This is a genomic window from Sandaracinobacteroides sayramensis, assembly GCF_022014495.1.
GTDB classification, from domain to species: Bacteria; Pseudomonadota; Alphaproteobacteria; order Sphingomonadales; family Sphingomonadaceae; genus Sandaracinobacteroides; species Sandaracinobacteroides sayramense.
In genome coordinates, this window is record NZ_JAKLSQ010000010.1 from 100,206 (window position 1) to 124,912 (window position 24,707).

At 67.1% G+C, this 24,707-nt stretch carries 20 protein-coding genes, 2 tRNA genes and 1 riboswitch; of the genes, 11 read left to right on the plus strand and 11 right to left on the minus strand.

Annotation, left to right across the window (positions count from 1 at the left end; all coding sequences use genetic code 11):
- Positions 1–5: 5 nt before the first annotated feature.
- The 5 genes from lon to L6Q21_RS08720 form a co-directional block, all read right to left on the minus strand.
- A complete protein-coding gene (lon, locus tag L6Q21_RS08700) occupies positions 6–2,423 on the minus strand; it encodes an endopeptidase La (protein WP_237830354.1) in 2,418 nt (805 codons plus the stop codon).
- Between the two features lie 94 nt (positions 2,424–2,517).
- Positions 2,518–2,916, minus strand: coding sequence for an MAPEG family protein (locus L6Q21_RS08705; RefSeq protein WP_237830355.1), 399 nt, complete (start codon positions 2,914–2,916; stop codon positions 2,518–2,520).
- 16 nt (positions 2,917–2,932) lie between these two features.
- On the minus strand, positions 2,933–4,135 hold the full coding sequence (spt, locus tag L6Q21_RS08710) for a serine palmitoyltransferase (RefSeq protein WP_237830356.1): 1,203 nt from the start codon (positions 4,133–4,135) through the stop codon (positions 2,933–2,935).
- 5 nt (positions 4,136–4,140) lie between these two features.
- The gene (locus tag L6Q21_RS08715; RefSeq protein ID WP_237830357.1) at positions 4,141–4,380 is read right to left on the minus strand and encodes an acyl carrier protein; all 240 of its coding nucleotides are present in this window, start codon (positions 4,378–4,380) and stop codon (positions 4,141–4,143) included.
- Positions 4,381–4,471: 91 nt separating this feature from the next.
- Positions 4,472–5,395, minus strand: a complete 924-nt coding sequence (locus L6Q21_RS08720) for an NAD-dependent epimerase/dehydratase family protein (protein WP_237830358.1) — start codon at positions 5,393–5,395, stop codon at positions 4,472–4,474.
- A 34-nt stretch (positions 5,396–5,429) separates the two neighbouring features.
- Between L6Q21_RS08720 and L6Q21_RS08725 the strand changes: the two genes are divergently transcribed.
- From L6Q21_RS08725 to L6Q21_RS08735, 3 genes are all read left to right on the plus strand, one after another.
- Positions 5,430–6,140, plus strand: coding sequence for a 16S rRNA (uracil(1498)-N(3))-methyltransferase (locus L6Q21_RS08725; RefSeq protein WP_237830359.1), 711 nt, complete (start codon positions 5,430–5,432; stop codon positions 6,138–6,140).
- Positions 6,141–6,193: 53 nt separating this feature from the next.
- Positions 6,194–7,567: a glutamate--cysteine ligase gene (locus tag L6Q21_RS08730; RefSeq protein WP_255696815.1), complete on the plus strand. Its 1,374-nt coding sequence runs from the start codon at positions 6,194–6,196 to the stop codon at positions 7,565–7,567.
- Between the two features lie 125 nt (positions 7,568–7,692).
- A complete protein-coding gene (locus L6Q21_RS08735) occupies positions 7,693–7,977 on the plus strand; it encodes a putative quinol monooxygenase (protein WP_237830360.1) in 285 nt (94 codons plus the stop codon).
- Here the strand turns inward: L6Q21_RS08735 and rlmB are convergent, their stop codons facing one another.
- Positions 7,978–8,754 (minus strand): 23S rRNA (guanosine(2251)-2'-O)-methyltransferase RlmB, encoded by a 777-nt coding sequence (gene rlmB, locus L6Q21_RS08740; protein ID WP_237830361.1) that lies wholly within the window; start codon positions 8,752–8,754, stop codon positions 7,978–7,980. It abuts the gene before it with no gap.
- A gap of 131 nt (positions 8,755–8,885) precedes the next feature.
- On the opposite strand from rlmB, the gene L6Q21_RS08745 reads away from it, so the two are divergent.
- The 3 genes from L6Q21_RS08745 (at position 8,886) to L6Q21_RS08755 (ending at position 9,928) form a co-directional block, all read left to right on the plus strand.
- A complete protein-coding gene (locus L6Q21_RS08745) occupies positions 8,886–9,668 on the plus strand; it encodes an acyl-CoA thioesterase (RefSeq protein WP_237830362.1) in 783 nt (260 codons plus the stop codon).
- A gap of 76 nt (positions 9,669–9,744) precedes the next feature.
- Positions 9,745–9,830 (plus strand) — tRNA-Tyr (locus tag L6Q21_RS08750).
- Positions 9,831–9,854: 24 nt separating this feature from the next.
- A tRNA-Gly gene (locus tag L6Q21_RS08755) sits at positions 9,855–9,928 on the plus strand.
- 29 nt (positions 9,929–9,957) lie between these two features.
- On the opposite strand, the gene L6Q21_RS08760 is transcribed toward L6Q21_RS08755, so the two are convergent.
- The 4 genes from L6Q21_RS08760 to L6Q21_RS08775 all read right to left on the minus strand — a co-directional run bounded on the left by L6Q21_RS08760 (position 9,958) and on the right by L6Q21_RS08775 (position 14,272).
- On the minus strand, positions 9,958–10,101 hold the full coding sequence (locus tag L6Q21_RS08760; RefSeq protein WP_237830363.1) for a hypothetical protein: 144 nt from the start codon (positions 10,099–10,101) through the stop codon (positions 9,958–9,960).
- Positions 10,098–10,466, minus strand: coding sequence for a dihydroneopterin aldolase (gene folB, locus L6Q21_RS08765; RefSeq protein WP_237830364.1), 369 nt, complete (start codon positions 10,464–10,466; stop codon positions 10,098–10,100). Before folB ends, L6Q21_RS08760 begins: the two co-directional genes overlap by 4 nt.
- Before the next feature lie 85 nt (positions 10,467–10,551).
- Complete coding sequence (gene metE / locus L6Q21_RS08770) at positions 10,552–12,870, minus strand: 5-methyltetrahydropteroyltriglutamate--homocysteine S-methyltransferase (RefSeq protein WP_237830365.1); 2,319 nt, start codon at positions 12,868–12,870, stop codon at positions 10,552–10,554.
- A 285-nt stretch (positions 12,871–13,155) separates the two neighbouring features.
- Positions 13,156–13,386: riboswitch (cobalamin riboswitch) on the minus strand.
- 226 nt (positions 13,387–13,612) lie between these two features.
- Positions 13,613–14,272: an epoxyqueuosine reductase QueH gene (locus L6Q21_RS08775; protein WP_237830366.1), complete on the minus strand. Its 660-nt coding sequence runs from the start codon at positions 14,270–14,272 to the stop codon at positions 13,613–13,615.
- Between the two features lie 209 nt (positions 14,273–14,481).
- Here L6Q21_RS08775 and acnD point away from each other — a divergent pair, with 209 nt between their 5' ends.
- The 5 genes from acnD (at position 14,482) to prpB (ending at position 21,031) form a co-directional block, all read left to right on the plus strand.
- Positions 14,482–17,106 (plus strand): Fe/S-dependent 2-methylisocitrate dehydratase AcnD, encoded by a 2,625-nt coding sequence (gene acnD, locus L6Q21_RS08780; protein ID WP_237830367.1) that lies wholly within the window; start codon positions 14,482–14,484, stop codon positions 17,104–17,106.
- The gene (gene prpF / locus L6Q21_RS08785; RefSeq protein ID WP_237830368.1) at positions 17,106–18,302 is read left to right on the plus strand and encodes a 2-methylaconitate cis-trans isomerase PrpF; all 1,197 of its coding nucleotides are present in this window, start codon (positions 17,106–17,108) and stop codon (positions 18,300–18,302) included. Before acnD ends, prpF begins: the two co-directional genes overlap by 1 nt.
- A 242-nt stretch (positions 18,303–18,544) precedes the next feature.
- Positions 18,545–18,850, plus strand: a complete 306-nt coding sequence (locus L6Q21_RS08790; RefSeq protein WP_237830369.1) for a hypothetical protein — start codon at positions 18,545–18,547, stop codon at positions 18,848–18,850.
- An 89-nt stretch (positions 18,851–18,939) separates the two neighbouring features.
- Positions 18,940–20,097 carry a bifunctional 2-methylcitrate synthase/citrate synthase gene (prpC, locus tag L6Q21_RS08795; RefSeq protein WP_237830370.1) on the plus strand — a complete coding sequence of 386 codons (1,158 nt, stop codon included), beginning with the start codon at positions 18,940–18,942 and terminating at the stop codon, positions 20,095–20,097.
- 10 nt (positions 20,098–20,107) lie between these two features.
- Positions 20,108–21,031 carry a methylisocitrate lyase gene (prpB, locus tag L6Q21_RS08800; RefSeq protein ID WP_237830371.1) on the plus strand — a complete coding sequence of 308 codons (924 nt, stop codon included), beginning with the start codon at positions 20,108–20,110 and terminating at the stop codon, positions 21,029–21,031.
- A gap of 191 nt (positions 21,032–21,222) precedes the next feature.
- On the opposite strand, the gene L6Q21_RS08805 is transcribed toward prpB, so the two are convergent.
- The gene (locus tag L6Q21_RS08805; protein WP_237830372.1) at positions 21,223–24,666 is read right to left on the minus strand and encodes a pyruvate carboxylase; all 3,444 of its coding nucleotides are present in this window, start codon (positions 24,664–24,666) and stop codon (positions 21,223–21,225) included.
- Positions 24,667–24,707 lie beyond the last annotated feature (41 nt).

Sequence of the window (24,707 nt, forward strand, 5' to 3'; positions counted from 1 at the left end):
TTTTGTCAGTGGGTCATGGCGGCCGGCGGCGGGGTGGGGGTCGGGGCCGGGGCTGCCGCCTTTTCGTCCGCTTCGTCCCATTCGATCGGCTCGATCGGGCGGGTGAAGGCCAGCTTCAGCACTTCGTCCACATGGCTGACCGGGATGATCTTCAGCCCTTCCCGCACATTGGCGGGGACGTCTTCCAGATCCTTCTCATTCTCCGCCGGGATCAACACGGTGGTGATGCCGCCGCGAAGCGCCGCCAGCAGCTTTTCCTTCAGCCCGCCGATCGGCAGCACGCGGCCGCGCAGCGTCACCTCGCCCGTCATCGCCACTTCGCGCCGGACCGGGATTCCGGTCAGCGTCGAGACGATGGAGGTGACCATGGCGATTCCGGCCGAAGGCCCGTCCTTGGGCGTTGCGCCTTCGGGGACGTGGACGTGGATGTCCTTGCGGGTGAAGGTGTCCGGGCGAATGCCATAGGCGGCGGAGCGCGCCTTCACGAAGCTGAAGGCGGCCGAGATCGACTCCTTCATCACATCGCCGAGCTTGCCCGTGGTGCTGATGACGCCCTTGCCGGGGACGGTGACCGATTCGATGGTGAGGAGGTCGCCGCCGACCGAAGTCCAGGCGAGGCCCGTCACCATGCCGATCTGGTCTTCGGTTTCCGACGTGCCGAAGCGGAACTTCTGCACGCCCGCGAAGTCCTTCAGATTCTCCGGCGTGACGGTGACCGTCTCCGCCTTCTTTTCCAGAATCTGCCGCAGCGCCTTGCGGGCGAGCTTCGCCAGCTCGCGCTCCAGCGTGCGCACTCCGGCCTCGCGGGTGTAGTAGCGGATGAGGTCGCGCAGCGCCTCGTCGGTCACTTCGAATTCCGCCGTCTTCAGGCCATGCGCTTCCAGTTGCTTCGAGAGCAGGTGGCGCTTGGCGATCTCCACCTTCTCGTCCTCGGTGTAGCCCGAGAGCTGGATGATCTCCATCCGGTCGAGGAGGGCGGATGGCATGTTGTAGCTATTCGCCGTCGTCACGAACATCACGTTCGAGAGGTCGAAATCGACTTCCAGATAATGGTCGTTGAACTTGTTGTTCTGTTCCGGGTCCAGCACTTCCAGCAGCGCCGACGCCGGGTCGCCGCGGAAGTCCTGGCCGAGCTTGTCGATCTCGTCGAGCAGGATCAGCGGGTTGGAGCTGCCGGCCTTGCGCAGGTTCTGCACGATTTTGCCGGGCATGGAGCCGATATAGGTGCGGCGGTGGCCCCTGATCTCGGCCTCGTCGCGGACTCCGCCCAGCGACTGGCGGATGAATTCGCGCCCTGTCGCCTTGGCGATGGAGCGGCCGAGCGAGGTCTTGCCGACGCCCGGAGGGCCGACGAGGCAGAGGATCGGCCCCTTCAGCTTGTTGGTGCGGGCCTGGACCGCCAGATATTCGACGATCCGCTCCTTCACCTTTTCCAGGCCGAAATGGTCGGCGTCGAGCACGGCCTGCGCTTCGACGATGTCGCGCTTCACCTTCGACTGCTTGCCCCAGGGGAGCGACAGAAGCACGTCCAGCCAGTTGCGGACCACCGTGGCCTCGGCCGACATCGGGCTCATGGCGCGCAGCTTCTTCACTTCGCCGAGCGCCTTGTCGCGGGCTTCCTTCGAGAGCTTCGCCTTGCGGATCTTCGCTTCATATTCGGCGGCTTCGTCCGATTCCTCGTCGCCGTCGCCCAGTTCGCGCTGGATCGCCTTCAACTGCTCGTTCAGATAATATTCGCGCTGGGTCTTCTCCATCTGCCGCTTGACCCGGCTCTTGATCTTCTTCTCCACCTGCAGAAGGCCCATTTCGCCTTCCATGAAGCCGAAGACCATTTCCAGCCGCTTGGCGACATGGATTTCGCTCAGCAGGGCCTGCTTGTCGGCGATTTTCAGATTGAGGTTGCCGGCGACCGAATCGGCGAAACGCCCGGCTTCCTCGATCTGGCCGATCTGGAGCGCCACTTCGGGCGAGGTGCGCTTGGCGGACTTCACATAGGATTCGAACTGCTTCTGCGCCGAGCGGAGAAGGGCGGCCGCTTCCGGGCCTTCCGGCTCTTCATCGTGCAGCAGTTCTATGTCGGCCACCATATAGCCGTCGTTGTCGACGAGGCGGGCGAGGCGAGCGCGCTGCTGGCCTTCGACCAGCACCTTCACCGTGCCGTCGGGCAGCTTAAGCAGTTGCAGGACGGTGGCGAGCGTGCCCACGTCGTAAAGCGCGTCGAGCGCGGGGTCCTCGTCCGCCGGGTCCTTCTGGGACAGGAGGAAGATGGACTTGTCGTTCTGCATGACCGCTTCCAGCGCCTTCACCGACTTTTCGCGGCCAACGAAAAGCGGCACGATCATCTGTGGGAAGACCACGATGTCGCGCAGGGGAAGGACCGGGCGGGTCAGTTGTTCGGCGATCGGCTGTTCGGTGTCAGACATGCGCGCAATATGGGTGCGGCTGTTGGATTACGCAATCTGCACCGGGCGCAGCTAACTTTCTTGGGTGGGGATAAGCCGACCCATTAACCCCCATTCAGGTGAAAAGCTGGTAGAGGATTTTCCCCAGCGCGCCGAACAGCAGCACCGCGGTTGCGAATATGGCGATGAGGAAGCCGGTCTCGCGCTTTTCGGGCGCGCGCGCATAACCCTGGACATAAAGGATGCGTCCGGCTGCCCAGACGAGGGCGAGGATGCCTGCCCACAGATCGGAAACGACGAGGGCGAACAGCCACAGCGAGGGCAGGAACTGCGGCAGCGCCTCCAGCGTGTTCTGGTGGGCGCGCCAGATGCGGTTGAAGGCGGCTGGGCCGTGTGTGTCCGGATAATCCACCCCATGCTGCTTGCGGGCCTTGCCGGCGACGAAGCCGGTCCAGAGGTAGAGAAGGATCGCAAGGCCTGTGGCGAGGGCGGCATAGGGGTAGGGGAAATCCATCGGTCCGGTCTTTCCGTCAGGCGGCGGCGGGCAGGCTGTCGCGCGCGGCGGCGAAGCGGGCGACGATTTCCCGCACATCCTCCGCCGTGTGGGCGGCCGAGAGTGAGCAGCGCAGCAGGAAGATGCCGGCCGGAGTCGCCGGCGGGCGGCTCATGTTGCAGTAGATTCCATGCTCCAGAAGCTGGTGCCACATGGCGACGGTGCCGGCCTGGTCCGGCAGCAGCACGGCGATGATCGCCGATTCCGGCGTTTCCGTCGCCATCCGGAAGCCGGCGGCCTTCAGGCCGGCGTGGAGCTGGCGGGAAACGGCCCAGAGATTCCGGCGCTTTTCCGTCGCCGTCATCAGCTTGCGGATCGAGGCTTCCGCCGTGGCGGCGACGGAGGGCGGAAGCGAGGCGGTGAAGCGATAGGGGTTGCAGACCAGCCGCAGGATCTCGAACTTCGGATGGTTGGAAACCGCGAAGCCGCCGACGGTGCCGACCGATTTCGAGAAGGTGCCGACGACGAAGTCGATCTCGTCTTCCAGGCCCAGTTCCTCGTAGACGCCGCGCCCGTGCGCTCCGAAGAAGCCCATGGCATGCGCTTCGTCCACCAGCGTCATGGCGCCATGCTGTTTCGCCACCGCCACCAGTTCGCGCAGGGGGGCGACGTCGCCCAGCATCGAATAGACGCCTTCGAGGATCACCAGCTTGCCGGCGTCCGCCGGCAGGCGGCCGAGGCGCTTGTCGAGATCCTCCACATTGTTGTGGCGAAAGCGGACGGTCTCGGCGTTGCCCAGCTTGCAGCCGTCGTAGATGGAGGCGTGGCTGTCGGCGTCGAGGACGATATAGTCGCCCTTGCCGGCGAGCGTCGACACCATGCCGAGATTGGCCTGATAGCCGGTGGAGAAGACGATGGCGCTTTTCGTGCCGTAGAAGTCCTTCAGCGCCTGCTCGACGGCGATGTGCGGGGCGAAGGTGCCGTTCAGCACCCGGCTGCCGGTGGAGCCGGCGCCGAAGCCGGCGAGCGCCCGCTGGCCGGCGGCGATCACCTCGGCGTCGAACGTCATCCCCATATAATTATAGGTGCCGACCAGGATCGTCTCGCGGCCGTTGATGATGGCGCGGGTGGGGGAGAGAAGCTGCTCCATCACCACGCCGAACGGGTCGTTCACGCCGGTGTCGAGGAGCCCCTTGTGCTCGGCGATATAGGGGTCGAACTTCGAGAGAAGGTCGGTCATCCGGCTCAGCCCTTCAGCTTCTCGACGGCATCGGTGAGCTGGCCGACGGTTTCGAGGTCGGGGAGGATGTTGAGCGGCATGTTGATGTCCCACTCGTCCTCGATGTTGGCGACGAGGTCCATCACCGTCAGGCTGTCGAGTTCCAGATCGTTGGCGAAGCTGGTTTCCTCGGCGAGCGCGACGCCCTTCTTGTTGAAGGGCTCGATCAGTTCGAGAAGGCGGGCGTAGGTCGCGTCGCGATCCATGAAAATCTCCGGTATCTTGGGGCCGCTTTTTCGGCCTGTTGCTTTTCCCTTTACCGCAGAATGTGGCGGAAAAGCGGGCGACAGAGCCGGCCTAGCCGAGAAGGCCGGCCGCGCGATAGGCGGCGGCGGTGGCGGCCATGCCTTGGGGGAGGGATGTCTCGGGCTGCCAGATGCCGAGCGCCAGGAGGGAAGCGCTGTCGGCCGACCAGTCCGGGTGGCACATATAGGCGGCGCGGTCTTGCGTCAGGCGGGGCTGCGCGCGCTTCAGCCGGGCGTAGGCGCTGTCTGTGGCGGCGGCCATGTGGAGGAGGGCGGGGCCGACTTCCAGCGCCCGCACCGGGCGGCCGATGGCGGTGCCGATGGCGGCCGCCACCTGCTGCGGGGTGTAGCCGCCGGCGCCATCGTCGACCTCATATATTCGGCCGGCCGAGCGGGCCGGGCCGGTGATCTCCTCGCTGAGACCGATGAGGCATTGCGCGAGGTCCGGGCCGTAAATCATGGAAGTTCTGGAGTTTCTGGGGTAGGGGATGAAGCCGCTCTTCGCGGTTTTCATCAGCTCCAGATATTCGCGATCCCCCGGGCCATAGACGCCCGGCGGGCGGACGACGGCCACCGGCCCGGCGCTGCCGCGCGCCACCTGCTCCCCCATCAGCTTCGACCAGCCGTAGGTGCTGAGCCGGGGCTCGCGCGCGGAGAGCGAGGACACATGCACCAGCGGCCGGCTGCCGGCGGCGCGGCGGAGGAAGGCGGTGCCGAGGATATTGCCTTCCTCGAACCCGGCGCGGTTCGGGGCGTTGGTGACTCCGGCGATATGCAGGATCGCATCCGCGCCTTCGACGAGGCGGGTTAGGGCGGGCGCGTCCGTCAGGCTGCCGGCGATCCAGGTGAGGCCGGGCTTTTCGGCCTGCGGGCGGCGGGCGAGCGCCCGCACGCGGTGGCCGCGCGACAGGGCGCTGGCGATGGCGTGGCCGCCGACGAAGCCGGTGCCGCCGGTGATTGCAAGGGTGAGCGCCATTTCCTGCCTTTAGCGGCCGTGCTAGCCCGGCGCCATGCGGCAGATTCCCAGATTGTTCGTCGACGAGAGGCTGGAAGCGGGGGCGGAATTTCCGTTGGCCGACCGGCATATCCATTATCTGGCGACGGTGCTCCGCCTGCAGCCGGGCGCCGAGCTTCGCCTGCTGGACGATGCGACCGGCGAATGGGCGGCGGTGGTGGTGGAGGCCGGGCGCAAGCGCGTGGTCGCGCGGGTGGGGGCTATGATCCGCGGCCGGGAGACGGTGCCCGACCTGTGGCTGCTGACCGCGCCGATCCGCGCCGAGCGATTCGAGTGGATCGTGGAGAAGGCGACCGAACTGGGGGTGGCGCGGATCGTGCCGGTGCTGACCGAGCGGGTGAACCATGGGCGGCTGAAGCCGGAGCGGCTGCGCGCGCATATGGTGGAGGCCGCCGAGCAGTGCGGGCGGACGGCGCTGCCCGACCTCGCCGAAGCGGTGAAGCTGTCCTCGCTGCTGGCCGGCTGGCCGCCCGAGCGCGCCCTGTTCTTCGCCGACGAGGAAGGCGGCGAGCCGATGGGGGCTCTGAAACCCGCCACACCGGCCGCGATCCTGATCGGGCCGGAAGGCGGATTCTCGCCCGCCGAGCGCGAGGCGCTGCTGAAGCTGGCGCCGGTGCGGCGGCTGGCGCTGGGGCCGCGCATCCTGCGGGCGGACACCGCCGTGGTGGCCGCCATCGCCCAATTCCAGCTTTTCGGTGGAGATTGAGCGCCACTCGAAAGTCGCTGGCGCGGCGCGGGGCCTGCCGCTAAGGCGCGGCCATGAGCAACAAGCAGCAAGTGTCCGGCGACGCCGCCCCTGTCGCGCACAAGGCGGACATGATCGCCCTGTTCGAGCGCGGCGAGAAGCCGGCGGGCGACTGGCGGATCGGCACCGAGCATGAGAAGTTCGTGTTCCGCAAGGCCGATCATCGCCAGCCTTCCTGGGAGGAGAAGGGCGGTATCCGCGACCTTCTGGAGGCCTTCGGCCGCTATGGCTGGGAGCCGCTGCTGGAGAGTGGCAGGATCATCGCCGCGACCGGCGCCGACGGCAGCCTGAGCCTGGAGCCGGCCGGGCAGTTCGAGCTTTCGGGCGCGCCGCTGGAGACTCTGCACCAGACCTGCGACGAGACCGGCCGCCACCGCCAGCAATGCCTGGCGATCGGCGAGGAGCTGGGGCTGGGCTTTCTGGGGCTGGGCTTCAACCCGACCGCCACCCGCGCGGAACTGCCGTGGATGCCCAAGGGCCGCTACGCCATCATGCGGGGGCATATGCCGAAGGTGGGCGGGCTTGGGCTGGACATGATGCAGCGGACCTGCACCGTGCAGGTGAATCTGGACTATTCCAGCGAAGCCGACATGGTGAAGAAGTTCCGCGTTTCCCTGGCGTTGCAGCCGGTCGCGACCGCGCTGTTCGCCAATTCGCCCTTCACGCAAGGGAAGCCGAACGGCTATCTCAGCTATCGCAGCCATATCTGGACAGACACCGATCCGGCGCGGACGGGAATGCTGCCCTTCGTGTTCGACGAAGGCTTCGGCTATGAGCGCTACTGCGACTATATGCTGGATGTGCCGATGTATTTTGCCTACCGCGATGGGCGATATGTCGATGCGGCGGGGCTTTCCTTCCGGGACTTCATCGACGGTCGTCTGCCGGTGCTGCCCGGCGTACAGGCGACTTACGGCGACTGGAAGGACCATCTTTCCACCGCCTTCCCCGAAGTGCGGCTGAAAAGCTTCCTGGAGATGCGTGGAGCGGATTCCGGGCCGCAGAGCCGCATCTGCGCGTTGCCGGCGCTTTGGGTGGGGCTGCTCTACGACCAGACCGCGCTGGACGCGGCTTACGCGCTTGTGAAGGGCTGGAGCATCGAGGCGCAGCAGAAGCTGCGCGACGACGTGCCGAGGCTGGCCCTGAAGGCGCAAGCGCCGGGCGGCGGATCGGTGCAGGCGCTGGCGAAGGAGGTGCTGGCGATCGCCGCCGGCGGCCTGGACCGGCGGGCGCGCCTGAACGCAGCCGGCGACAGCGAGGCCGGATTCCTGGAGCCCTTATGGGAAATCGCCGAAAGCGGGCGGACGCTGGCCGAGCATTGGCTGGAGCGATTCCACGGGCCGTGGGGCGGGAAGATCGACCCGATCTGGGATGAGGCGCTTTTCTAGCCTGGGGGCTGCTGTTCCCCTTCGTCACCCCGGGTTTGAGTCGAGGTGACGGAAAATAGATGCAATATGTCCATGGGTTCTGAACCTGGGATCCGCTGGACGCGCGCGCTGGAGAGGGGCGTATCATGCTGAAGGTCATCGCTCAGGATTTCATCAGGCCCGAAGCCGTGGAAATCGTTCTGCCGCTTTATCGCGAGCTCGTCGAAAAGACGCGGGGGGAGGAACTGTGCATCGCCTATGATCTGTTCGTGGACCAAAAGGATCCGGGGCATTTCATCTTCATCGAGGAATGGCCGGACAGGGCCGCCCTCGACGCCCATTGTCGGAGCGAGCATTTCCGGCGGCTGGTGCCGCTGATTAACGCGCACCAGCGGCAGGAAGGGACGTTCATCCTGATGGACGCCTTCTGATCATCCCGCCAGTCGGGCCATCTGCTGGCGGCTGGCGACGGCGTAGAGAGCGATCGCCGCCGCGTTCGACACATTCAGGCTCTCGACGGCGCGGCTGATCGGCAGCTTCGCCAGCACGTCCACATGTTCGCGCGTGTTGTGGCGCATGCCTTCGCCTTCCGCGCCCAGCACGATCGCCTGCGGCGCCGGGGTGAGGGCTTCGGCCAATGTCGCCTGCGCTTCGCCGGCGAGGCCCACACGCCAGTAGCCGGCTTCGGCGATCTCCTCCAGCGCGCGGGCGAGGTTCACCACGCGCACCCAAGGCAGCGCTTCGAGCGCGCCCGAGGCGGCACGCGCCAGCGCCCCGGATTCGGGGGGGCTGTGCCGGTCCTGCGTGACGATGGCGCGGGCGCCGAAGGCCGCCGCCGAGCGGATGATGGCCCCGACATTGTGCGGGTCCGTCACCTGGTCCAGCAGGACGAGCGGCGCGGCCGGATCGGTTTCCAGCAGGATTTCATCCAGATAGGGCTGCTCCAGCGGCTCGACTTCCAGGACGAGGCCCTGGTGCGGGGCGTCGACCGGGACCAGCCGGCCAAGATCCTGCGCATCGCCGAACTGCACCGGCAACCCTTCGGGAATGACGATCTTCGCCAGCTCCTCATGCGTGCCGAACAGCTTGCGCAGGCTGCGCTCGGGGTTGTCCAGCGCGGCGTAGACCGCGTGGCGGCCGTAGAGCCTCGGGCGATTCGGGTCCTGGCGATTGGCGGTTCCGTGGCGCTTGTTCGGTCGTCGTCCCATTATCGTCCGGCTATCTTCTTTTGCGGTTCGGCCTCCCACTAGCATGGGTAGCGGTGTTGCACAGCCCGGACGAAGGTGGACCGGGAACTTGGCGCGGAATCCGTTCCGCGATCCTTTCGAAAGGCGTGACGATGAGCGGTTTCGATTCGATTCTGGCGGGAATGCAGCCGGACGGCGAGGGCTGGAGCGCGCATGGGCCGGAAAACTGGCTGCAGGGGCGCACCTTATATGGCGGGCTTTCGGCGGCGCTGGCGCTGAACGCCTGCGCCCTGGCGGTTCCCGGCCTGCCGCCGCTCAGGGCGGGGCAGGTGGCCTATATAAGCCCTGCGTCGCAGGATGTGCGGCTGGTTCCGACATTGCTGCGGCAGGGCAAATCCGTGACCTACATGGCTTGCGACCTGATTTCGGAGGGGCGGATCGCGGTTCGAGCCCTGTTCGCTTTCGGCGGCGCGCGCGAATCGGCTTATGCCGCCGAGGCTCCGCCGCCGCCGCAATGCCTCGCGCCCGATGCGAGCAGGTCCATGCGCGGTTCTGGGCGGCCGGCCTACACCTGGAATATCGACCAGAGGCTCGCGGGCGAGCTGGCGCCGCTGGCGGGGGCGGACAGGGGCGACCTGCTGGTGTGGGTCAGGCATTCCGACCCGGTTGCGCCGGGGATGGCGGCGCTGCTGGTGCTGGGAGACGCGCTGCCGCCGGCGAGCTTCACGCGATTCACGCAGCCCGCGGTGATCAGCACCATGACCTGGAGCTTCGAATTGTTCGACCCCGGCCATGCCGACGGCACCGGCTGGTATCTGCTGCGCTCGACGGACGATGGCCTGGGCGAAGGCTATGCGGGGCAGGCGATGGCGATGTGGGACGAGACGGGGCGGCCGGTGATGCTGGGGCGGCAGGCGGTTGCGGTGTTCGGCTGAAGCCTTGGCGATGCTCTATGGTGTTGACAATTGCGGGCCTATTCGCCATTTGCCCGCCTCCCGCACCGAAGGGTTCGGAGGGGTGGCCGAGCGGTCAATGGCAGCAGACTGTAAATCTGCCGGGTTTTCCCTACGTTGGTTCAAATCCAACCCCCTCCACCACCTTTCGGCCGGGCGAATGCGCGGGCGGGTATAGCACAATGGTAGTGCAGCAGCCTTCCAAGCTGAATACGCGGGTTCGATTCCCGCTACCCGCTCCAGCATTTAACCGCATTTAACCGGCTTGGTTTTACACTTTCAGCCGGTCTTCGATCTCCATCACAACGGCGTGCGGAAGTCTGTAGGCTACCGTCTTGTCGTCTGTTCGATTTCCTGGTTTGCGGCAGTTCATGCCGCACGCGAAGACGTTCGCCGTGGCGATGGAATTGCTCATGACGGGGCTTCCGGGCCGCGATGGCGGGTCATCCGGATGCCGACGTCGGCGAATTTGCCGCCGATCGGGGCTTCGGGCTTGTGGACCGTGACCCGAACGATCCGCATCGCCGCGAAGCGGGCCAGCAGGGTGCGGCACAGGCTGTCGGCCAGCGTCTCGATCAGCCGACAAGGCTCGCCGGCAATCACCGCCACGACGCTGTCGTGCAGTTGCTTGTAACATAAGGTGGAGTCCAGCCGGTCCGTAGTGGACGCTTGCGCGGTGTCCAGCCACCAGTCCACGTCGACGACGAAGCGCTGCCCGTTTCGGCGTTCGAACTCATGGACTCCGTGGCGGCCGCGGGCTTCGATCCCGCGCAGGAACATCCGGTCCAGGCACGGCTGATCAGCGGGCGGCCTATCAATGGGCGACTGGGGGGAGCGCGACGCGCCGTCTCGCTCCCCCACGGCTTCAGGCCAGTGCCGCACGCGCCGCCTTCGCGGCCTCCACCATGTTGACGAGCGCGGGCCTCACATCCTCCCACTTGCGGGTCTTCAGGCCGCAATCAGGGTTCACCCAGAGCTGCCCGGCCGAAAGCCGCTCACCGGCCTTCAGCAGCAGTTCCCGCATCTCCGCGACCGTCGGGATGCGGGGGGAATGGATGTCGTAGACGCCCGGCCCGATCTCGTTGGGATATTTGTAGGTCACGAAGGCGTCGAGCAGCTCCATTTTCGAGCGCGAGGTCTCGATGGAGATGACATCGGCGTCCATCGCGCCGATCGCGGCGATGATGTCGTTGAACTCGGAATAGCACATGTGGGTGTGGATCTGCGTTTCCGGGCGCACGCCGGAGGCGGCGATGCGGAAGCTCTCCACCGCCCAGTCCAGATAGGCCTGCCAGTCCGCGCGGTTCAGCGGCAGGCCTTCGCGCAGGGCCGCCTCGTCGATCTGGATGACGGCGGCGCCCGCCTGCTCCAGGTCCACCACCTCGTCGCGGATGGCGAGCGCGATCTGCCGGCAGGTGTCGGCGCGCGGCTGGTCGTCGCGCACGAAGGACCATTGCAGGATCGTCACCGGCCCCGTCAGCATGCCCTTCATCGGGCGTTGCGTCAGCGACTGGGCGTAGCGCCACCATTCCACCGTCATCGGCTTCGGGCGGGACACGTCTCCGTAGATGATCGGCGGGCGGACGCAGCGCGAGCCATAGCTCTGCACCCAGGCGGAGCGGGTGAAGGCGAATCCGGACAACTGCTCGCCAAAATATTGCACCATGTCGTTGCGCTCGAACTCGCCGTGCACCAGCACGTCGATGTCGATCTCCTCCTGCCAGCGGACCGTGCGGGCCGTCTCCTCGCGCAGGAAGGCCGCATAGGCGGCGTCGTCCAGCGCGCCCTTGTCGTGGGCCGCGCGCGCCTTGCGCACCTCCGCCGTCTGCGGGAAGGAGCCGATCGTCGTCGTCGGCAGCGGCGGCAGCCGCAGCCGTGCCTGTTGCAGGGCGATACGCTCGGCAAAGGGCGTGACGCGGCGGCTCCAGTTGGCGTTCACCGCCGACAGGCGCGACCGGACCTTGGGATCATGGGTGAGCGGCGAAGTGCGCCGGGCCTCGATGGAGGCGGCGTTCGCGGCGAGTTCGGCCGCGACGCTGCCGCGCCCCTGATTCAGCGCCTTGCCGAGCAGCGCCAGTTCCTCCAGCTTCTGCTGGGCGAAGGCCAGCCAGTCCCTGACCTGCGGATCGAGCCGGGTTTCGGCGGCGAGGTCCACCGGCACGTGCAGCAGCGAGCAGGAGGGCGCGACCTCGATGTCGGCCCGCGCCTTCAGCACAGGCTCCAGCCTGTCCAGGGTGGCGGCGAGGTCGGCCTTCCAGATGTTGCGGCCGTCGATAACACCGAGCGACAGCCGCAGATCCTTCCGGGCGCCGTTCAGCACGGGCTCCAGCTGTTCCGGCGCGCGGACCAGGTCGAGGTGCAGCCCGGCGACCGGCAGGGCGAGCGCGGTTTCCAGATTGTCGCCCAGCGAGCCGAAATAGCTGGTCAGCATCAGCTTCGGGCCGTCGGCGGCCGCCAGCGCGGCATAGGCGGTGCGATAGGCGGTCCTGATCGCCTCGCGGCTGTCCAGCACCAGCGCCGGCTCGTCGATCTGCACCCAGTCCGCGCCGGCGGCCCTGAGCTTGGCGAGCAGCTCGGCATAGACGGGCAGGAGGCGGGGCAGCAGGGTCAGCGGCTCGAAGCCCGGCACATGGCTCTTGGCGAGCAGCAGCCAGGTGACCGGGCCGAGGATCACCGGGCGGGTGTGATGCCCGAGGGCGGCGGCTTCCCGGAAATGGTCCAGCGGCTTCGTGCTGCTGAGCGCGAAGGCCTGATCCGGCGACACTTCCGGCACCATATAATGGTAGTTGGTGTCGAACCATTTGGTCATTTCCTGCGCGGGCACGTCGCCGCCGCCATGGCCATGGGCGCAGCCTTCTTCCTGGACTTCGGTGCGGGTGCCGCGCGCCATCGCGAAATAGACCTCCAGCGAATCCGGCGCGCCAAGAGCGCGGTAGAGGTCCGGGATGGCGCCGAGCATCACGCTGGTGTCCAGCACCTGGTCGTAGAAGGAGAAGTCGTTGGAGGGGATGACGTCGATTCCGGCCGCCTTCTGCCGGTCCCAGGCGGCGGCGCGCAGGCCCTTTGCGGTTTCCAGAAGCTGGGCGCGGTCGATCTTGCCGGCCCAATAGGCCTCGACGGCGGTCTTCAGTTCGCGGCGCGGGCCGATGCGGGGGAAACCGAGGTTGGCAATGGTTGCAGGCACGGCAAATCTCCTTCGGCCGGGCGATGCCGCCGGCCGTCTTGGGGTGTCTCAGGCGATGGAAATGCGGTTAGCGCGCGGCCCCGGCCACGAGGCGGGGCGTGGCGGCAAGGCGCCGGGTCGATCGAGCCGGTGGGCCGATGGCATGTGGCAGGGGGGTTGCGAACATCGACCAATCACCTTGTTGTGGCGAAGGTCTACGGGCAGGCGCACGAGCACAGTCAGATCCGGAGGGGCAGCATCCGGGCCCTGCTTTCGCGCGTCCGCCGGAGGAACCCCCGTCCGAGGAACGTTATCGCGTCGAAGGCAGGTCTCCTGGCTCGCGGGTCGACACGTCGGCTCCGGCCTTCCCGGCGCCTTGCGGGCGCCAGTGGCACGAGATGGAACCGCCGCTCACCGCTTACAGTTGCGGGGGCAGCGCCGGATTCCGCCCGAAGGCGCCACCGGCTTCCCGTCTTAGCCCCGTCGCGCAGAACCCTTTAGGGCCCTGGAACGGGGAACCTCGACACTCTGCTGTAGAAGGCCGGACGGCGATTCTGTCAAGTGCCATATAAAGAAATCTTTATAGATTTATATGTGTGCCCGGGTTGGCGGACAGGGAAATGGCCGCTCGCGCACCTCGTTGCTGCGGGCTTGAGCTGGGTGGTCGGCTTTTCCGGAAGCGCTGCGGTGGAGGCGGAAAGCTGGACCCCGGGTCAAGCCCGGGGTGACGGGGGGGCAGGCGCGCTCTTGGGGAGAGGGAGGCTCAGGCGTCCGGCTCGTCGCCATAGTATAGCTGGCCGATGACGATTTCCGGGCGTCCCTGGCTCGTCCGATGGGCGTTGGTGTCGCGCAGCGAATAGACGCAGCCGCAATATTCCTGCTGATAGAAATGCTCGCGCTTCGATATCTCGATCATCCGCGCCGCGCCGCCGCCCTTGCGCCAGTTGAACGTCCAGTAGACGAGGTCGGGATAATGGCTCGCCGCGCGCTCGCCGCAATCGTTGATCTGCGCCATGTTCTTCCAGCGCGAGATGCCGAGCGAGGAGGTGATGACGGGGAAGCCGTTCTCATGCGCATAGAGCGCCGTGCGCTCGAACCGCATGTCGAAGCACATGGTGCAGCGCGCGCCGCGCTCCGGCTCCCACTCCATGCCTTTCGCGCGCCGGAACCAGTTCTGCGTGTCATAGTCCGCGTCGACGAAGGGGATGCCGTGCGCCTGCGCGAAGCGGATATTCTCGTCCTTGCGGAGGAGATATTCCTCTTTGGGGTGGATGTTCGGGTTGTAGAAGAAGATCGTATAGTCGATGCCGCTGGCCGTCATCGCCTCCATGACCTCGCCCGAGCAGGGCGCGCAGCAGCTGTGCAGGAGCACCCTGGAATGCCCGTCTGGCGGGGAAAGCTTGGCGCGGTCGGCGATGTCCATGGCATGGGCGTATAGGCCAGCAGGCGGCCGGCCTCAACCGGCGGCCGCATTCCGGCCCGAGGCGGGCGCTGCGAACTTCGCAACTTCGCAAAATTTGCCGATTTGCAGACTTCGCTTCGCAAATCTTCGCCGTTTCAGAGGTTTTTGCTCTTACGCGCGTGAGTCTAAGGGGTTCATTGCTCCCCGATTGCCGATAGAGATGCCCGCTGATGAACGATGCCTTTCGCCAACCGCTTCCCGGAACCGACCTCGACTATTTCGATGCACGCGCGGCGGTCAACGCCATCCGTCCGGGCGCCTATGAGCGGCTGCCCTATGTGTCGCGGGTGCTGGCCGAGCAGCTCGTCCGGCGCTGCGACGTGGCGCTGCTTCCGGATGCGCTGCGGCAGATCGTCGAGCGCAAGCGCGACCTGGATTTCCCCTGGTATCCCGCGCGCGTCGTCTGCCACGACATATTGGGGCAGACGGCGCTCGTCGACCTCGCCGGCCTGCGCGACGCGATCGCCGACCAGGGCGGAGACCCGGCGAAGGTCAACCCCGTGGTTCCGACCCAGCTCATCGTCGACCATAGCCTCGCCGTCGAATATGGCGGCTTCGATCCGGAGGCCTTCGAGAAGAACCGGGCGGTGGAGGACCGCCGCAACGAGGACCGCTTCCATTTCATCGAATGGACGAAGCGCGCCTTCGAGAATGTGGACGTGATCCCCGCCGGCAACGGCATCATGCACCAGATCAACCTGGAGAAGATGTCCCCGGTGATCCAGGTGCGCGACGGCGTCGCCTTCCCGGACACCTGCGTCGGGACGGACAGCCACACGCCGCATGTCGACGCGCTGGGGGTGATCGCCATCGGCGTCGGCGGGCTGGAGGCCGAGACGGTGATGCTCGGCCGCGCCTCGATGATGCGCCTGCCCGATATCGTGGGGGTGAGGCTGACCGGGCAGCGCCAGCCCGGAATCACCGCGACCGACATCGTGCTGGCGCTGACCGAGTTCCTCCGCAAGGAGCGGGTGGTGGGCGCCTGGGTCGAGTTCTTCGGCGAGGGCGCGGACAGCCTCTCCATCGGCGACCGGGCGACCATCTCCAACATGTGCCCCGAATATGGCGCGACCGCCGCGATGTTCTACATCGACGGGCAGACGATCGACTATCTGAAGCTGACGGGCCGCGAGCCCGAGCAGGTCGCCCTCGTCGAGCATTATGCGAAAGTGACGGGCCTCTGGGCGGATGCGCTGAAGACCGCCGAATATGAGCGCGTGCTGGAATTCGATCTCAGCGCCGTGGTGCGCAACATGGCCGGCCCTTCCAACCCGCACCGCCGGCTGCCGACCTCGGCGCTGGAGGAGCGCGGCATCGCCGTCGATCTCGACAAGGCGGTCGCCGAGGAGGAGCAGGGGCTGCTGCCGGACGGCGCGGTGATCATCGCCGCCATCACCAGCTGCACCAACACCTCCAACCCGCGCAACGTGGTGGCGGCCGGCCTGCTGGCGCAGAAGGCGAATGCCTTCGGCTTCACCCGCAAGCCCTGGGTGAAGACCAGCTTCGCGCCCGGCTCGAAGGTCGCGCGCCTCTATCTCCTGGAATCCGGCCTGCTGCCGGAGCTGGAGAAGCTCGGCTTCGGGATCGTCGCCTATGCCTGCACCACCTGCAACGGCATGTCGGGCGCGCTGGACCCGGAGATCCAGCGGGAGATCATCGACCGCGACCTCTATGCGACCGCCGTTCTTTCCGGGAACCGCAATTTCGACGGCCGGATCCACCCCTATGCGAAGCAGGCCTTCCTCGCGTCGCCGCCGCTCGTCGTCGCCTATGCGCTGGCCGGCACGGTGCGCTTCGATATCGAGAAGGATGTGCTCGGAGTCGTCGACGGCCGGGATATCCGGCTGAAGGACCTCTGGCCGAGCGACGAGGAGATCGACGCCATCGTCTCCGCAAGCGTGAAGCCGGAGCAGTTCCGCGAAGTCTATGATCCGATGTTCGCGCGCAGCCGCGAGTCGGGCCGGAAGACCGATCCGCTCTACGACTGGCGGCCGCAATCCACCTACATCCGCCGCCCGCCCTATTGGGACACGGAAGGGGTGGGCGCGCTGGCCGCCAATCCCCGCACGCTGAAGGGGATGCGCCCGCTCGCCATCCTGCCGGACAATATCACCACCGATCACCTCTCGCCCTCGAACGCCATCCTCGCCAGTTCGGCGGCGGGCGAGTATCTGACGAAGATGGGCGTGCCCGAGGAGGATTATAACAGCTATGCCACCCATCGCGGCGACCATCTGACGGCCATGCGCGCCACCTTCGCCAACCCGCAGCTGGTGAACGAGATGGCCGTGGTGGACGGCGAAGTGAAGAAGGGCTCGCTCGCCCGGGTCGAGCCGGAGGGCGAGGTGATGCGCATGTGGGAGGCGATCGAAACCTATCTCGGCCGCCGCCAGCCGCTCATCATCGTCGCCGGCGCCGACTATGGCCAGGGCTCCTCGCGGGACTGGGCGGCGAAGGGCGTCCGCCTTGCCGGCGTGGAGGCGATCGTCGCCGAAGGGTTCGAGCGGATCCACCGCACCAACCTCATCGGCATGGGCGTGCTGCCGCTGGAATTCCGCCGCGGCACCACCCGCCTGACCCTGAAGCTGGACGGGACGGAAACCTATGATGTGGAAGGGGAACGCAAGCCGCGCGCCGAGCTGAAGCTCATCGTCCGTCGCCGCGACGGCGAAACCACGGAAGTGCCGGTGATCTGCCGGCTCGACACCGCCGAGGAAGTGTCGATCTACGAGGCCGGCGGCGTGCTGCAGCGCTTCGCGCAGGACTTCCTCGCCTCCGAAGCCGAGGCCGCCTGATGCCGGCGGCTCCACAGGTCCGCATCCCCGCCACCTTCCTGCGCGGCGGCACCAGCAAGGGCGTGTTCTTCCGGCTGGAAGACCTGCCGGAGCGCTGCCGCCTGCCCGGCAAGGCGCGCGACCGGCTGTTCCAGCGCGTGATCGGCAGCCCCGATCCCTATGCCGCGCATATCGACGGCATGGGCGGCGCGACCTCCAGCACCAGCAAATGCGTCATCGTCTCGCCGGCCACGCAGGCGGGGCATGATGTCGATTATCTCTATGGCCAGATCGCCATCGACAAGGACTTCGTCGACTGGTCGAGCAATTGCGGCAATCTCTCGACCGCCGCCGGCGCGTTCGCCGTCCATGCCGGCTATGTCGATCCGGCGCGGGCGGAGAATGGCGTCTGCACCGTGCGCATCTGGCAGGCGAATATCGGCAAGACGATCATCGCCCACGTGCCCGTGATGGACGGCGGGGTGCAGGAAACCGGCGATTTCGAGCTGGACGGCGTGACCTTTCCGGCCGCCGAGATCGTGCTGGAATTCCTCGATCCCGCCGAAAGCGGCGACGACGGCGGGTCGATGTTCCCGACCGGCCATGTCGTCGACGAACTGGAGGTGCCGGACGATCTCGTGCCGGGCGGCAAGCTAAAGGCGACGCTCATCAACGCCGGCGTTCCCGCCATCTTCCTGAACGCGGCCGACATTGGCTGCACCGGCACGGAATTGCGCGAGGCGATCAACGGCGACGCGAAGGCGCTCGGGCGTTTCGAGGCGCTGCGCACGATCGGCGCGCTGAAGATGGGGATCATCAAGGCGCCCGAGGAGGCGGCGAAGTCCTTGCGCGCGCCGGCGATCGCCTTCGTCGCGCCGCCCGCCAGCTACAAGGCTTCCAGCGGCCGGACGATCGCGGCCGAGGAGATCGACCTGCTGGCGAGAGCGCTCTCGATGGGCAAGCTGCACCATGCGATGATGGGCACCGCCTCGGTCGCGATCGCCACGGCGGCGGCGGTGCCCGGAACGCTGGTGAACCTCGCCGCCGGCGGGGGCGAGCGCCAGGCGGTCCGCTTCGGCCATCCTTCGGGAACCTTGCGCGTCGGCGCCGAGGCCCGGCAGGTCGACGGTCGATGGGTCGTGACGAAGGCGGTCATGAGCCGCAGCGCGCGCATCCTCATGGAGGGATGGATTCGCGTTCCGGGCGACTCCTTCTGAGGGCATTTCTGGCCCGCCACCGCAGCCTCCCGAACCGCTGAGGGACTTGTTTTGCACCGGGCCACAGTCGTCCGGCGCCCCCTGCCGGATACCTTCGCGGCCTGATCGGCGGGCGACTGGGATCGCCGCGCCCGCACCTGTTTCCGCCATCTTCGCAAGTTTCGCCGATTTGCAGATTTGGCTTCGCAAATCTTCGCCTTTTCAGCCGTTTTCGCAGTCCCGGGCGTGCGGATAATGCGCAAATGCTTTCGAACCGACCCGAAAAAGGCCTCGACCTTCTGGATGCGATGGTGAACGCCGCGGCCGACCGGGCGTCCTCGCATCTGGCGGGCACCATCCGCTTCGCCAGGTGCGACGGTTTGCAAGTCAACGAAGGCTTTTCCGCCCCGGATGTCGAAATCGAGACCTGGTCCGTCTCCGCCGACCATCAGGCGATCGTCGTTTCCGTTTTCGCCACCGGCGCGCGGGAGGATGGCGGCCGGACGACGGCGGCCTGCGGCCGTTTCACCTTCACCACGCTCACCGGCAAGCGGGGCTATCGCGCATGACCTGGCTGCGCGGCCTGCGCCTTTCCGATCCTTTCACCGGCCAGAGCCCGGCGGCTTCGGCCGGCACTTTCTGACATAAGGGGGAATTCATGTCCGAAACAGCTTTCAAGCCCAAGAAGTCGGTGGCGCTGTCCGGAGTTGCCGCCGGCAACACCGCCCTTTGCACCGTCGGCAAGACGGGCAACGATCTGCACTATCGCGGCTATGACATCCTCGAATTCGCCGAGACGGCGGAATTCGAGGAAATCGCCCATCTGCTGGTGCATGGAGACCTGCCGACGCACACGCAACTGGCCGCCTACAAGGCGAAGCTGAAAACGCTGCGCGGCCTGCCGCAGGCCGTGAAGAACGCTCTGGAGTCCATTCCGGCAGCGGCGCACCCGATGGACGTGATGCGCTCGGGCGTTTCCGCGCTGGGCTGCGTCCTTCCGGAAACGCATGACCACAACCTGCCCGACGCGCGCGACATCGCCGACCGGCTGATGGCCTCGCTCGGCTCGATGCTGCTCTACTGGTATCATTTCGCGCATAACGGCCGCCGCATCGAGGTGGAGACCGACGACGACAGCATCGGCGGCCACTTCCTGCACCTGCTGCACGGCAAGGCGCCGGCGGGGAGCTGGGAGCGGGCGATGCACACCTCGCTGATCCTCTATGCCGAGCATGAGTTCAACGCCTCCACCTTCACCGCCCGGGTGATCGCCGGCACCGGCTCCGACATGTACAGCTGCGTCGCCGGCGCCATCGGCGCCCTGCGCGGGCCGAAGCATGGCGGCGCGAACGAGGTCGCCTATGAAATCCAGAAGCGCTACGCCGCGCCGGACGAGGCCGAGGCCGACATCCGCCGCCGCGTGGAGGCGAAGGAAGTGGTGATCGGCTTCGGCCACCCCGTCTACACCATCGCCGATCCGCGCAACGTGGTGATCAAGCGGGTGGCGAAGTCGCTGGCCGAGGAAGCCGGCGCCCGCCGCCAGTTCGCGGTCGCCGAGCGGATCGAAAGCGTGATGTGGGACGCGAAGAAGATGTTCCCCAACCTCGACTGGTTCTCGGCCGTTTCCTATAATCTGATGGGCGTGCCGACCGCGATGTTCACGCCGCTGTTCGTGATCGCCCGCACCTCCGGCTGGGCGGCGCATGTGATCGAGCAGCGGCAGGACAACAAGATCATCCGCCCCTCCGCCAACTACACCGGGCCGGAGAATCTGAAATTCGTGCCGCTGGCCGAGCGGCGGGAAGCACATGCCTGAGGAGACCCGCATGCCCTATCTGATCGCCGCCGACCTTCCGACGGAAAGCGCCGGGAAGCGCTTCCGCGCCGCTCTGGCGCGGCCGGGCATCTACCAGCTTCCCGGTGCCCACAACGGCCAGGCGGCGATCCAGGCGCGGCAGGCCGGCTTCGACGGCCTTTATCTTTCGGGCGCGGCGATGACCGCCTCCATGGGCCTCCCGGATCTCGGCATCATCACCGTCGACGAGGTGGCCTTCTTCATCCGGCAGATCGCCCGCGCCTCCGGCCTGCCGCTGCTGGTGGACGGCGACACCGGCTATGGCGAGGCGCTGAACGTGATGCACATGGTCCGCACCTTCGAGGAAGCGGGCGCCGGCGCCGTGCATCTGGAAGACCAGATCCTGCCGAAGAAATGCGGGCATCTGAACGGCAAGAACCTCGTCTCTGCGCACGACATGGCGGCGAAGGTGGCGGCCGCGAAGAAGGCCAGCCGCGACATCGTCATCGTCGCCCGCACCGATGCGGCCGGCGTGGAGGGCTATGACGCGGCGGTCGCCCGGGCGAAGCTCTATGTGGAAGCCGGCGCCGACGCGATCTTCCCCGAGGCGCTGGTCACGCGCGAGATGTTCGAGAAGTTCGCCGCCGACATGCCCGGCGTGCCGCTGCTCGCCAACATGACGGAGTTCGGCAAGACGCCTTTCTACACCGCGGCCGAATTCGAGGAGATGGGCTACAAGATGGTGATCTGGCCGGTCTCCTCGCTCCGCGTTGCCAACAAGGCGCAGGCCGAGCTTTACGCCGCCATCCGGCGCGACGGCGGAACGCATGGGCAGGTCGACCGCATGCAGACGCGCCAGGAGCTTTACGACACGATCGGCCTGCACGATTATGAAGCGCTCGACGCTTCGATCGTGAAGACCATCGTGCCCGAGGCCATTTCGCAGCAGTCCTGACGGCCCGCCCGCTCTCTCCGTCACCCCGGGCTTGACCCGGGGGGCCTGCTTTCTTCCTCAAGCCTATGGTGCGCGGAAAAGCTGGACCCCGGGTCAAGCCCGGGGTGACGCCATTGGCTCGGGGTGACGCCATTGGGTTGGGTTGGTGATATTGGGTCGGGGTGGTGGCGGTTGGAGATTTGGAGCGCGCCCTACTCCAGAACCAGCAGCAGATCCTTTGCCTCGATGCTGTCGCGCGCGGCGACGGCGATGTCGGCCACCACTCCGGCCCGGGGCGCGCTGAGCGTGGTTTCCATCTTCATCGCTTCCAGCGTCAGCAGCGGATCGCCGGCCGACACCTTCTGGCCCTTGCGCACCGCGATGGTGGAGACCGCGCCCGCCATAGGCGCGGCGATGTGCCGGTCGTTGCCGTCTTCGGCCTTGCGGCGCGTCGTCGCGACCGCGCGGCTGCGATCGGCGACCCGGATCACGCGCGGCTGGCCGTTCAACTCGAAGAACAGCTTCACCTGGCCGTCCGCCTCGGGCTCGCCGATGGCCTGAAGCCGGATGATGAGCGACTTGCCGGGCTCGATCTCGACGACGATCTCCTCGCCGGGCTTCATGCCGCCGAAGAAGACCGGAGTCGGCAGCGCCGACACCGGGCCGGCGGCGGCCGAAGCGCGGGCGAAGTCGGCGAAGACCTTGGGGTACATCAGCCATGACGCCAGATCCCGGTCGCCGACCGGGCGGCCGACCAGCGTTTGCGCGTCGCGGCGCAGGAGCTCGAGATCGGCGGCCGGCAGATGCGCGGCCGGACGGTCGGCGATCGGCCGCTCGCCCTTCAGCGCCTTCTTCTGCAGAGCGTCGGGCCAGCCGCCGACCGGCTGGCCGAGGTCGCCGCGCAGCATTTCCACGACCGAGGCCGGAAAGGCGATGTCGCGGCCCGGATCCAGCACATCGGCGGGCGTCAGGCCTTGCGCCACCATCATCAGCGCCATGTCGCCGACGACCTTGGAGGAGGGCGTCACCTTCACGATGTCGCCGAACAGGTCGTTCGCCTCGCGATAGGCGCGCGCCACCTCGTGCCAGCGGCCGGCGAGGCCGAGCGCGCGGGCCTGTTCCTTCAGGTTGGTGAACTGGCCGCCCGGCATTTCGTGCAGATAGACTTCGGACGCGCCCGAGCGCAGGTCGCTTTCGAACGGCGCGTAGAGCCCCCGGACTCCTTCCCAGTAGAAGCTGACCCGCCGGATCGCTTCTGCGTCGAGGCCGGTGTCGCGCGGCGTGTGGCGAAGCGCTTCCACCACCGAGCCGAGGCAGGGCTGCGAGGTCGTGCCGGACATGGCGTCCGTCGCCACGTCGATGGCGTCGACGCCGGCTTCGGCGGCGGCGATGAGGGTGGCGCCCGCGATCCCCGAGGTGTCGTGGGTGTGGAGGTGGATCGGCAGATCGGTGACGTCGCGGAGCGCAGCGATCAGCGCCCGCGCGCCGGCCGGGCGCAGCAGGCCGGCCATGTCCTTGATCGCCAGCACATGGCAGCCCGCCTTGTCGAGCTGGCGCGCCAGATCGGCATAATAGGCCAGCGAATATTTGGCGCGCGCCGGGTCGAACAGATCTCCGGTGTAGCAGATCGCCCCTTCCGCGATCTTGCCGGCCTCGCACACCGCGTCGATGGCGACGCGCATATTCTCCACCCAGTTCAGGCAATCGAAGACGCGGAACAGGTCGATCCCCGCTTCCGCCGCCTGGCGGATGAAGAAGCGGACGACATTGTCGGGATAGTTGGTGTAGCCGACGCCGTTGGCGCCGCGCAGCAGCATCTGCAGCAGCAGGTTCGGGGCGCCGGCGCGGATGGCCGCCAGCCGCTCCCACGGGTCTTCGGTGAGGAAACGCATGGCGACGTCGAAGGTCGCGCCGCCCCAGCATTCGAGGCTGAGCAGTTCGGGAAGGCCGGAGGCATAGGCGCGCGCCGCCGGCACCAGATCGAAGCTGCGCATCCGCGTCGCCAGCAGCGACTGGTGCGCGTCGCGCATCGTCGTGTCGGTGACGAGTAGCTTCTGCTCGGCGCGCATCCATCTGGCGAAGCCCTCGGCGCCCAGCGCATCGAACCGCTGCTTCGACCCGGCCGGCGTCTCGACGCCGAAGACCGGCGCCTCGCCGGCCCGCGCGTTCGTCGGCACCGGCGTGCGGTCCTTCATCTCAGCGTGGCCGTTGATGGTGACGTCGGCGATGCTGGCGAGCAGTTTCGTCGCGCGGTCGCGCCGCTTCGGCAGGTTGAAGAGGGCAGGGGTGTCGTCGATGAAGCGCGTGGTGTAGTTCATCGACTGGAAGTCGGGATGGCCGAGCACCGCTTCCAGGAAGGGCAGGTTGGTGGCCACGCCGCGGATGCGATATTCGCGCAGGGCCCGGTCCATGCGGGCGATCGCTTCGCGCGGCGTGGGCGCCCAGGCCGTGACCTTCTCCAGCATGGCATCGTAGAAAGGCGTGACGACCGCGCCGGAATAGGCCGTGCCACCGTCGATGCGCAGGCCGAAACCGGATGCGCCGCGATAGGCGGTGATTCGGCCGTAATCCGGCGCGAAGCCGCGGTCCGGATCCTCGGTGGTGACTCGGCACTGAAGGGCGTGGCCGTCGAGGCGGATCGCGGACTGGGCTGGGATGCCCGTTTCCCCGACCTCGCCGATGCGCCCGCCTTCGGCGATTCGGATCTGCGCCTTCACGATGTCGAGCCCGGTGACCACCTCGGTCACCGTATGCTCCACCTGGATTCGCGGGTTCACCTCGATGAAATAATATCGGCCCGTGTCGGCATCCATCAGGAACTCGACCGTGCCGGCGCCGACATAATCGGTGGCGCGGCCGATCCTGAGCGCGGCCTCGGCCAGTTCCAGGCGCCGCGCATCGTCGAGATAGGGCGCGGGCGCCCGCTCCACCACTTTCTGATGCCGGCGCTGGATGCTGCAGTCGCGCTCGAACAGGTGGACGAGATTGCCATGGCCGTCGCCCAGAAGCTGCACTTCCACATGCCGCGCCTTGCGCACGAGCTTTTCGAGATAGACCTCGTCCTTGCCGAATGCGGCGGCGGCTTCGCGCCGGGCGGCGGCGACCGCATCGATCAGCCTCTCCTCGCTTTCGATCGGGCGCATGCCCCGGCCGCCGCCGCCCCAGCTCGCCTTCAGCATCAGCGGGTAGCCGATTTCCGAGGCGAGGCGGCGGATTTCGCCCGCGTCGTAGGGAAGAGGGTCTGTGGCCGGCATGACCGGAACGCCGGCCGAAATGGCCAGATTGCGCGCCGCCACCTTGTTGCCGAGCTGGCGCATCGTGGTGGGCGAGGGGCCGATGAAGACGAGGCCGGCGGCCGCGCAGGCCTCGGCGAACTCCGGGCTTTCCGACAGAAAGCCATAGCCCGGATGAATCGCGTCGACTCCGGCGCGCAAGGCGGTGGCGATGATGTCGTCCACGTCGAGATAGGCCTGCAGCGGCCCTTTCCCCACGCCCACCCGATAGGCCTCGTCCGACTTGAAGCGGTGCAGGGAAAGGCGATCCTCCTCCGCGTAGATGGCGACGGTCGCGATATCCATTTCCGCCGCCGCGCGAAACACGCGGATCGCGATCTCCGAACGATTGGCGACCATCAGCCGCCGGATGCGCTTCTTCATTGTTGCCTTGCCCTAGGAATCCCCACTGCTTCGCAACATCC